Below are 8,973 nucleotides of genomic sequence, written 5' to 3'. Positions count from 1 at the left end.
GGCCGGGGTCGGCACCGCAGGCGCCGCGGGGGCGACCGGCTGAGCCGGAGCCGCAGGCGCGGGGGCCGCGGGCTTCGGGCCGGGGCGCGGGGCACCGGGCTTCGCCGCGCTGGGCGACGGGGTCTTGGGCTTTGCTGCCTCGGCATCCGCCGACTGTGCGCCGGGGAAAGACTCCCTGATGCGCCGTGCAACCGGGGCCTCCACGGTGGAGGACGCCGACTTCACGAACTCGCCCTGCTCCTTGAGCCTCGCGAGTAGTTCCTTGCTTGTGACACCGAGTTCTTTTGCCAACTCGTGCACGCGGGCCTTGCCTGCCACTGCTCTCCTCACTGAGAGGTCGAGCGCGGCTGGGTGCCCGCACGACCTCGGGTTATCTCCGATGGACGATCATCGCTGGTGCTTCACGGTGTGCTCATGATTTGTTTGCCTGACTTCTCGAGAGGTACTGCTCTGTTGTGGGAGCGATTCGATCAGCTGATCGAGGGCCGCCGTGTCCAGGCTTCCGGACACTCGCAGTGCTCTGCCGAATGCTCGGCGCTTCTCGGCCTGACTCAGACATTGCGGGTCGGGGTGCAACCAGGCACCTCGCCCCGGGAGTCTGCGTCGCGGGTCGGGCACCAGCGTCCAGCCCTGCGGCTGCACCTCTCGCGCAACGATCCTCAGCAGATCAGCGGCCAGCGCTTGTTTACGGCATCCGATGCACGTACGGACCGGTTTCCCGGGTTTCGCACGCGCCTGTACCGAAAGCTCACGCCGAGCCATTGACCACTCTACCGCTGTTCGGGCCAGTTTCCCGCATGCCGCCCCTAGACACGCGTGGAAGCGGGTCCGGCAGGCCGATCCTGGGCGGGTTCGGCGTCGCTGCGGATGTCGATTCGCCACCCGGTCAACCGCGCTGCCAGGCGGGCATTTTGCCCTTCCTTGCCGATGGCGAGGGACAACTGGAAATCGGGGACGACAACCCGGGCGGCACGCGCATCAGCGTCCACGACTGTGACCGACACCACTTTCGACGGGGAGAGGGCGTTCCCGACGAACCGGGCCGGATCCGGGTCGTAGTCGATGATGTCGATCTTCTCGCCCGCGAGTTCGCTCATCACATTGCGGACCCGCTGGCCCATCGGACCGATGCACGCGCCCTTGGCGTTGAGGCCCTGGACCCGCGACTGAACCGCGATCTTCGACCGGTGGCCCGCCTCCCTGGCGACGGCGATGATCTCGACCGAGCCGTCCGCGATCTCCGGCACCTCGAGCGCGAACAGCTTCCGGACCAGATTCGGGTGCGTCCGGGACAGGGTGATCTGGGGGCCACGTTGGCCGCGGGTGACCCCGACCACGTAGCACTTGATCCGCTCGCCGTGCTCGTAGCTCTCCCCCGGCACCTGCTCGGCCGCCGGGATGATGCCCTCGGCGCCGCTGGCCTCGCTGCCGATGTGCACGACCACCATGCCGCGGGCGTTGGCCCTGGTGTCGCGCTGGATGACGCCGCCGACGATTTCGCCTTCGTGCGTGGAGAATTCGCCGAAGCTGCGCTCGTGCTCGGCGTCGCGCAGACGCTGCAGGATCACCTGCCGAGCGGTGGTCGCGGCGATCCGCCCGAAGCCCTCCGGGGTGTCGTCGACCTCTTCACCGATCATGTTCCCGTCGGCGTCGACCTCGTGGGTCATGACCCGGACGACACCGGTCTTGGTGTCCACGTCGATCCGCGCGTGCGCGTGGTGGCCCTCGGTGTGCCGGTACGCGGTCAGCAGCGCGGTCTGGATCGCCGCGATGATGGTCCCGGCGGAGATACCCTTCTCCACCTCGATCGCGCGCAGCGCGGCAATGTCGATATTCACTTGTCTACCCCTCTACCTCTTCATCAACCTGAAAATCTGTCTCATCGATCTGTGCCGAGTCCACGCGACCCTCGGCGACGCCACCGGCCAGTTCGAGTTCTCGCTCGTTCGCGGGCGAGAACTCCACCTGCACGACCGCCTTGCCGATGTCGGCGAGCGCGATCTCCCGCACCGACGGACCGCCCTTGCCCGGCAGCACGATCGCGATGACGCCGTCCCCGAGCATGCCGACACGACCGGTCAGGCTCTCGTCGGCGAGGTCGATCCTGACCTTGCGGCCACGCGCCCGGCGCCAGTGCCGTTCCTCCGTCAGAGGCCGGTCGATCCCGGGCGAGGTGACCTCGAGCGTGTAGGGAGCCTCCCCGAATTCGGATGCCGCGTCGAAGATCTCGGAGATCTCCCGACTGAGCTCCGCCACGTCGTCGAGGTCGAGTCCGGTGTCGCTGTCGACCATCACCCGGACCACACTGTGCTTGCCCGCGAGGGTGACCGCCACATCCTCCAGGTCGTATCCCTGGCGATGAACCAGATCGGAGAGAAGCTCGATCACCCTCTCCTTCGGCGGAACCGGCATCAGTGGAGCTCCCTCGTTCAGTTGTGGTCGGCAGGTCGTGTGCACAAGTCGTGCGCGCCCGAAATGGGTTCCGGCGCGATGATCAAGGATATCGCGCATTTGACGGCTCCGTGACCAGCCTCGGTGGCCGCGATCGACGGGGCACCTGTCAAGATGGTCGGGTGCCTGTAGCCGTCAACCCGTCACCGATCTCCCGGCGTTCGGCCCTCCGGATCGCGGGCGCCGCGACGGTCGGCCTGACCACGCTCGCGATGTCCGCCGGGTGCACGTCCGACTCCTCCGACCGGGACTCAGCCGAACCCGATCCGTTGATCTCCGCGACGGAATCGGCGCGCCGGGACGCGGCCGCCGCGACCGCGGCGACCGCCCTCGCCCCCGAGCGGGCCGGGGCGCTGAGCGTCATCGCGAGCGAGCGCGGCGCCCACGCCGATGCGCTCTCGGCCGAGGTCGCGCGCGCGGCAGGCGTCGATCCGTCCGCGATGCCCTCGCCGAGCCAGACCGGCTCCCCCACCGAGCCTGCGCCGCCCCCACCGACCATCGACGAGTTGCGCACCCAACTGGCCACGTCCCAACGCGACGCCGCGGGCCTGGCCCGTCGCCTGTCCGGCTACCGGGCCGGCCTGCTGGGTTCGATCAGCGCCGCCGTCGCTGCGGAGCAGGCGGTGTTGCTGCTGTGACCTCGCCAAGCCCCACCTCGTCACTCGGGCCTGAGCAGCAGGCCCTGTCCGACGCCCTGCGCGCCGAGCACGCCGCGGTCTACGCATACGGCCTGATCGCCGCCTTCTCGAACCCCGCCCGGATCGGCGACGTCTCGGCAAGCGCGGCGGCCCACCGGGCCAGGCGCGACGCCACCATCGATGCGCTCACCGCCGCCGGGGTCCGTGCGCCAGGGGCCGACTCGGGCTACACCATGCCCTTCCCCGTGGTCGATCCGATCTCCGCGATCCAGTTGGCGGCAGCGGTCGAGGCCGACACCGCGGTCGCGTGGCGATCGGTGATCGAGCGGGCCGAGTCCGAGCCCACCCGGCAGGCCGCGGTCGACGCGCTGACGGAAACGGCTCTGCGCGCTGCGAATTGGCGCGCGATCCTGGGAACGGCACCGCCGACGGTGCCGTTCCCAGGTGAGCCCTCCGACTAGACCTGCTGCGTCTGTCGGCTCGGCATGAACAGTGCCGCGATGATCGCGACCCCGACGGCGCCCGCTCCGACGAGCAGCGCCGGCTCGAGCCCCTCCGCGTATCCGGCAGGGGTCAGGCTGCCGCCGTTGCCGAGGAACACCGCGGTGAGGATCGCGATGCCGAGCGCCACGCCGATCTCGCGGATGGTGGAGTTCGCCGAACTGGCCGTCGCGTGGTCCACCTCCGCCATGTCCGCGAGCACCGCGGTCGCGCTGGGGGCGAAGGTCAGCCCCATGCCGATGCCCGCCATCACGAACGCGGGCACCATCTCACCGTAGGCGGCGCCCGGCTCGAGCAGCTGGGACATCCACACCAGTGCGGCCGCCTGCAGGGCGAGACCGACGATCAGCAACGGCCGCAGGCCAACCCGCGGCGCCAGGATGCCCGCGATGGGTGCCACCACCATCGGTGCGGCCGTCCACGGCAGGGTGCGCAGACCCGCCTCGAACGGGCTGTACCCCATCACGATCTGGAGGTACTGGGCCAGCAGGAACACCGCCCCGAACATGCCGAGCGTGAACGCGAGGCCGATGATGTTGGCCATCGAGAAGCTGCGAGAACGGAACAGCCGCAGCGGCATCACCGGGTTCGAGGTGCGCGCCTCGCGGAACACGAACGCGCCGAGCGTGATCACGGAAGCGGCCAGCGCGCCCAGCACGCTCGCGGACGTCCAACCGTCGTCGTTGCCGTGCACGATTCCCCAGACACCAAGGAAGACACCGGCGCCCGCCAGCAGGACCCCGAGCACGTCGAGTCGCTCACGCCTGCCGCGGGATTCACCGAGCGCATAGAGAGCGAGTGGCACCGCGACCAGCGCGACCGGGACGTTGAGCCAGAAGATGGCCTGCCAGGAGACGCCGTCGACCACGGCGCCGCCGACCACAGGGCCGAGCGCGACGCCGAGGCCGGACACCCCGCCCCAGACACCGATGGCGAGCGCCCGCTTGGACGCGGGCACGGCACCGGCGAGCAGGGTCAGCGACAGCGGCATGATGGCAGCCGCACCGGCTCCCTGCAGGGCCCGCGACGCGATGAGCAACTCCGGCGTCGTGGACAGCGCGGAGGCGATCGAGGCGACCGTGAACAGCCCGATGCCGTACAGGAACATGCGCCGCCTGCCCCACCGGTCCCCGAGCGTCGCCGCCGAGAGCATCAACGTCGCGAAGCACAGCGTGTACGCGTTCATGAACCACTGCAGCTGCCCCACCGAGGCACCGAGATCCGCCTGGATCACGGGCAGCGCACTGGTCATCACCAGGTTGTCCAGGGTTGCCATGAACATCGGCAGCGAGGCCGCGAGCATCGCCAGCCAGATCGGCACCCTGCGCCCGGCCTGCGTTCGCGGCGGGCTTTCGATCAGGACATCGTGTTCATCGGTTGTTGCGGTCATCACCACTCCTCGCAGCGGAGATCAGGCTTGTAAGCATCAGATGATTACTTAAATCGAAACGCTAAGGCATCGAGTGATAACCTGTCAACATGGCAGTTCAAGGCGGCTCCGCTGAGTCGACGAAGTCCCCCCGTCCCGCGACCCGGATGAGCGCACCGGAACGTCGCGAGCTCGTGCTGGCCGCGGCCTCGCGGGCCTTCGCGCGTGGCGGCTACGCGGGCACCAGCACGGACGCGGTCGCCAAGGAGGCCGGGGTCTCGCAGCCCTACGTGGTGCGGATGTTCGGCTCCAAGGCCGAGCTCTTCCGCGAGGTCTTCGCACGGGCGCTGGCGAGCATCGTGGCGGCCTTCGACCGGGAACTGGACCGGATCGCGGCCGAGCCCGGCGGCATCGACCCCGAGAGCGAGGACTTCTGGACCGTGCTCGGCGCGTCCTATGGCGAGCTCATCTCCGACGGCGACCTGCTGCTGGTGATGATGCACGGATTCTCCGCGGGCGGAACCCCCGAGATCGGCGCGCAGGCGAGGGCCGCGATGTCGGAGATCTACACCCAGATCCGCACCCGCACCGGGTGCACCCCGGAGAAGGCGCGGGAGTTCATCGCGAAGGGGATGCTCCTCAACGTCCTGCTCGCCATGCAGGCGCCCGAGCATTTCGACGAGGACCCGGCGCTCGCCGAACTCTCCGAGTGCGCCTTCGGCCAGACCCTTGACGCCGCGATCTCGGGGTCGGCGGCCATCCTGAACGCCGCCGCGGCCGCTCGGGGTTAGCCCTTGCCCGCACTGTGGGAAGGATTGCTGCGCGGTGTGACCCGGGCCACCTATGGTCCAGGACACAGAAGATCAGTGACCACAGAACGGGACTCACCTTGGACCTCGAGCAACGGATCGCCGCCCTCGAAGGGATCGAAGCGATCAAGAACCTCAAGCACCGGTACTGGCGTGCGTGCGACGGCAAGGACCCGAAGTCCTTCCGTGCCTGCTTCATCCGCTCGGGTGCGAACATCGACTACGGCCGCCTCGGCGCGTTCGACGACATCGAGCCGATGGCCGCGATCTTCGAGAAGATCGCGCTGCACCAGGTCGGCGGCAAGCACGCCATCCTCGACATGCACCACGGCCTGCACCCCGACATCACCATCACCGGTGCAGGCACCGCGACGGGGCGGTGGACGCTCCGCTTTCGCCAGCTGAACCTGCTCGAGAACACCGAGACCGTCTCGACCGGCGAGTACGACGACGAGTACGTGCTCGAGGACGGCGAGTGGCGCATGTCGAAGTGCCACTTCACCGAGACCTGGTCCCTGACCCGCCCGCTCTCCCCCGACGCCGTGGTGTCCGAGGGCCAGTTCGCGGGGGTGGCGCAGTGAGTATTCATGAAGCAACGAGTGAGCGGCGGGTGGCCCTCGTCACCGGGGCGAGCCGTAGCGTCGGCAAGGGCATCGCGCTGGCCCTCGGCTCCGACGGCTGGACGGTCTACGTCACGGCCCGCGGCGAGGTCGGGACCGACGGCCCACTCGACGCGACGGCCGCCGAGGTCACCGCGCGCGGCGGCACCGGGATCGCCGTGCAGTGCGACCACAGCGACGACGCGCAGATCGAGGCGCTGTTCGCTCGCATCGCCGACGAGCAGTCCGGACGACTGGATCTGCTGGTCAACAACGTCTGGGCCCATCCGAAGGGTTTCGCGGGCTTCTCCGACCCGTTCTGGAAGCGTCCGATCAGCGACTGGGACTCGCTGATCGGCATCGGACTACGGGCGCACTACGTCGCCAGCGTCGAGGCCGCCAAGCTCATGGTCCCGCGGGGTTCCGGCCTCATCGGCAACATCTCCTCGTTCGGCACCCGCGGCTACCTGCACTCGGTGCTGTACGGGATGTCCAAGGCCGGCCTCGACAAGATGGCCGCCGACATGGCGGTCGAGCTCAAGGGCACCGGCGTCACCGCGCTGTCCTTCTGGCCCGGCCTGGTGCGCAACGAGGCGATGCTGGCGAGCGGGATGGAGAGCTTCGCCGGGTTCCCCCTCTCCGAAGCCGAGACCCCCGAGTTCATCGGCCGGGTGATCGTCGCCCTCGCCAACGATCCGGAGCTCGGCAAGCTCAGCGGGAGCACCCAGATCACCGCGGAGACCGCCCTCGAGTACGGGATCACCGACGTGGACGGCGCCCAGCCGGCCTCGCATCGCACCGCGTTCGGCGGCGGCCCCCTGTTCTGACGTCGAACGCCCACCCAGGGTGGTGAATCCATCACCCTGGGTGTCGCCCGCCCCACCGCTTGGGGGACTGTCCGCACCCCCGCCCTCCGACGAGACTTTGAGACCAGAGCAGTTCCCGGTCACCGAGGTCCGAGTCGAGGGAGAGTTTCGTGAACCAGCCAGTGCAGCCCACCAGCATCTCCGGTAACGGTGCCCGGGCGCGGGTACTCCCGCTCTCCGCCGCCGCGCACTCGGTCTGGTTCTCCCAGCGCGTCTCCGGTGACGCACCGATCTCCGTCGCGCAGTACGTCGACATCCGCGGCGCCCTCGACATCGACCTGCTCATGGACTCGGCCCGGTGGGCGGGACGGGAATTCGGGGCGGGACGCCTGCACGTGTTCGAGGTCGACGGACACCCGTATCAGACGCTCGCCGCCGCCGACGACGACTTCGTCGTGCAGGTCGACTTCCGCGGCCGGGTGAACCCCCTTGCCGCCGCACGGGAATGGATGCGCGAGGAACACTCCCGGCCGGTCGACCTGTCGGCCGACCAGCTCATCGTCGCGGCCGTGCTGCGGATCAGCGAAGAGCACACCTTCTGGTATGTGCGCGCACACCAGGTCGCCCTCGATGCGCACGGCCTGCGCACGCTGATCGAACGCTCCGCCGAGCTCTACACCCATGCGTTCGTCGGCGCCGCCGCCAGCCCGTCCGGGGCCCTCGACCTCGAGGCAGTGGCCGCATCCGACGCGAGCTACCGGACTTCCGAGCGCTTCGAGCGCGACCGCGACTCCTGGGCCGAGCACCTCGCAGGCGTCGCGGACCCGGTCACCTTCGCGGGCACGGCGGCGCCGTCGCAGTCCGAGCCCGTCGTGATCGGCGGCGAGCTGGCGCCCGCTGCCCCGGGAGCCTCCCTGTCGGCGCCGACGGTGGTCGCCGCCTTCGGGGCCTTCCTGGCACAGCACACCGGGCGGGACGAGGTCACGGTCACGCTCCCGACCCCCGCCCGGGGCAATGCGGCCCTGCGCCGCTCGGGCGGATCGCTCGCCAACGTGGTCCCGCTGCGCCTGTCCGCGGGCGCGGGGATGACGGTCGGTGAGGCGAGCACGGCGGCGGGCCGGGAACTCGCGGGAGCACTGAGCCGTCAGCGTCACCGCCAGGAGGACATCGCACGCGAGGTCGGCGTGATCGGCGACCGCGCCGCCTCCTTCGGCCCCACCATCGAGCTGATGCTCGCCGACAGTGAGATCCCCCTTGGACCGCTGGACGGCGCGCTGCACGTCCTGACCACGGGCCGGGTCGACGACCTGACCGTCCGGGTCCGCCCGGGAGCGGTCGAGGGCGCCACCCGCATCGACTTCCTCGCGAACCGGGACCTGTACTCCGTGACCGAACTCCGGCAGCTGCACCAGCGGTTCCTGGCCTTCGTCGAGGGCTTCCTCGCCGCTGACTCGGACAGCCCGCTGTCGGCGGTCGCCTGACCTCGTTCACCGAGGGGTGGTCAGCGCGACCTCGGCCACGCCACCGGGTGCCGGGTGCATGCCGTGATCGGCGGATCAGGCTGCGAGCTCTTCGATGTCGTACTTGATGTTTCGGTCGCTGATGAGCAGGGCGAATCCGAGTCCGAGTGCGGCGCCTGCGAGCCCGAGCGCGACCCCGCCAAGGGCGAGTCCGACGCCGAGCGCGACTCCACCGAGTCCAAGCCCGAGGCCGAGCGCGGCTCCGCCGAGGCCGATGATGAGTCCGAGCATGACGAATCTCCTCAGTGAATGGTTGGTTTCCGGGCCCGCGTGTACGGGA

The 8,973-nt window shown here is 69.6% G+C and carries 12 protein-coding genes; 6 read left to right on the top strand and 6 right to left on the bottom strand.

All coding sequences use genetic code 11. The annotated features are described in order from the left end of the window. The 4 genes from RM1_RS16220 to rimP all read right to left on the bottom strand — a co-directional run. The coding region (locus tag RM1_RS16220) for a translation initiation factor IF-2 N-terminal domain-containing protein (RefSeq protein WP_174562958.1) at positions 1–318 on the bottom strand (318 nt) is incomplete at its 3' end. A gap of 69 nt (positions 319–387) precedes the next feature. Beyond that, positions 388–762 (bottom strand): YlxR family protein, encoded by a 375-nt coding sequence (locus RM1_RS16215; RefSeq protein ID WP_081830265.1) that lies wholly within the window; start codon positions 760–762, stop codon positions 388–390. A gap of 44 nt (positions 763–806) precedes the next feature. Further along, positions 807–1,838, bottom strand: a complete 1,032-nt coding sequence (gene nusA, locus RM1_RS16210; RefSeq protein WP_072752772.1) for a transcription termination factor NusA — start codon at positions 1,836–1,838, stop codon at positions 807–809. Between the two features lie 4 nt (positions 1,839–1,842). Then, positions 1,843–2,412: a ribosome maturation factor RimP gene (gene rimP, locus RM1_RS16205; protein WP_072752771.1), complete on the bottom strand. Its 570-nt coding sequence runs from the start codon at positions 2,410–2,412 to the stop codon at positions 1,843–1,845. A 161-nt stretch (positions 2,413–2,573) separates the two neighbouring features. Between rimP and RM1_RS16200 the strand changes: the two genes are divergently transcribed. Together RM1_RS16200 and RM1_RS16195 are read left to right on the top strand one after the other, a co-directional pair. After that, the gene (locus RM1_RS16200) at positions 2,574–3,089 is read left to right on the top strand and encodes a hypothetical protein (protein WP_072752770.1); all 516 of its coding nucleotides are present in this window, start codon (positions 2,574–2,576) and stop codon (positions 3,087–3,089) included. Next, entirely contained in the window at positions 3,086–3,550 is a 465-nt protein-coding gene (locus tag RM1_RS16195; protein ID WP_072752769.1) for a ferritin-like domain-containing protein, read from the top strand. Before RM1_RS16200 ends, RM1_RS16195 begins: the two co-directional genes overlap by 4 nt. On the opposite strand, the gene RM1_RS16190 is transcribed toward RM1_RS16195, so the two are convergent. Continuing rightward, positions 3,547–4,980 (bottom strand): DHA2 family efflux MFS transporter permease subunit, encoded by a 1,434-nt coding sequence (locus RM1_RS16190; RefSeq protein ID WP_072752785.1) that lies wholly within the window; start codon positions 4,978–4,980, stop codon positions 3,547–3,549. The genes RM1_RS16195 and RM1_RS16190 overlap by 4 nt on opposite strands. Before the next feature lie 89 nt (positions 4,981–5,069). Between RM1_RS16190 and RM1_RS16185 the strand changes: the two genes are divergently transcribed. The 4 genes from RM1_RS16185 (at position 5,070) to RM1_RS16170 (ending at position 8,654) form a co-directional block, all read left to right on the top strand. Beyond that, a complete protein-coding gene (locus tag RM1_RS16185) occupies positions 5,070–5,750 on the top strand; it encodes a TetR/AcrR family transcriptional regulator (RefSeq protein WP_072752768.1) in 681 nt (226 codons plus the stop codon). A 98-nt stretch (positions 5,751–5,848) separates the two neighbouring features. Then, entirely contained in the window at positions 5,849–6,349 is a 501-nt protein-coding gene (locus tag RM1_RS16180; RefSeq protein ID WP_072752767.1) for a nuclear transport factor 2 family protein, read from the top strand. After that, complete coding sequence (locus RM1_RS16175; protein WP_425528664.1) at positions 6,346–7,194, top strand: SDR family NAD(P)-dependent oxidoreductase; 849 nt, start codon at positions 6,346–6,348, stop codon at positions 7,192–7,194. The genes RM1_RS16180 and RM1_RS16175 overlap by 4 nt, the downstream gene beginning before the upstream one ends. Positions 7,195–7,343: 149 nt before the next feature. Further along, complete coding sequence (locus RM1_RS16170) at positions 7,344–8,654, top strand: condensation domain-containing protein (protein ID WP_083576761.1); 1,311 nt, start codon at positions 7,344–7,346, stop codon at positions 8,652–8,654. Positions 8,655–8,729: 75 nt separating this feature from the next. Here the strand turns inward: RM1_RS16170 and RM1_RS16165 are convergent, their stop codons facing one another. Then, positions 8,730–8,924 carry a hypothetical protein gene (locus RM1_RS16165; protein ID WP_072752765.1) on the bottom strand — a complete coding sequence of 65 codons (195 nt, stop codon included), beginning with the start codon at positions 8,922–8,924 and terminating at the stop codon, positions 8,730–8,732. Positions 8,925–8,973: the final 49 nt, after the last annotated feature.

This window comes from Rhodococcus maanshanensis NBRC 100610 (assembly GCF_001894865.1).
GTDB classification, from domain to species: domain Bacteria; phylum Actinomycetota; class Actinomycetes; order Mycobacteriales; family Mycobacteriaceae; genus Rhodococcus_G; species Rhodococcus_G maanshanensis.
This window is presented reverse-complemented; position numbering and strand designations above follow the sequence as displayed.

What these genes read in the sequence shown, in the direction of transcription:
- RM1_RS16215 (WP_081830265.1), bottom strand. Translation starts at nt 762, where the DNA reads ATGGCTCGGCGTGAGCTTTCGGTACAGGCGCGTGCGAAACCCGGGAAA.
- rimP (WP_072752771.1), bottom strand. Translation starts at nt 2,412, where the DNA reads ATGCCGGTTCCGCCGAAGGAGAGGGTGATCGAGCTTCTCTCCGATCTG.
- RM1_RS16190 (WP_072752785.1), bottom strand. Translation starts at nt 4,980, where the DNA reads ATGACCGCAACAACCGATGAACACGATGTCCTGATCGAAAGCCCGCCG.
- RM1_RS16185 (WP_072752768.1), top strand. Translation starts at nt 5,070, where the DNA reads ATGGCAGTTCAAGGCGGCTCCGCTGAGTCGACGAAGTCCCCCCGTCCC.
- RM1_RS16165 (WP_072752765.1), bottom strand. Translation starts at nt 8,924, where the DNA reads ATGCTCGGACTCATCATCGGCCTCGGCGGAGCCGCGCTCGGCCTCGGG.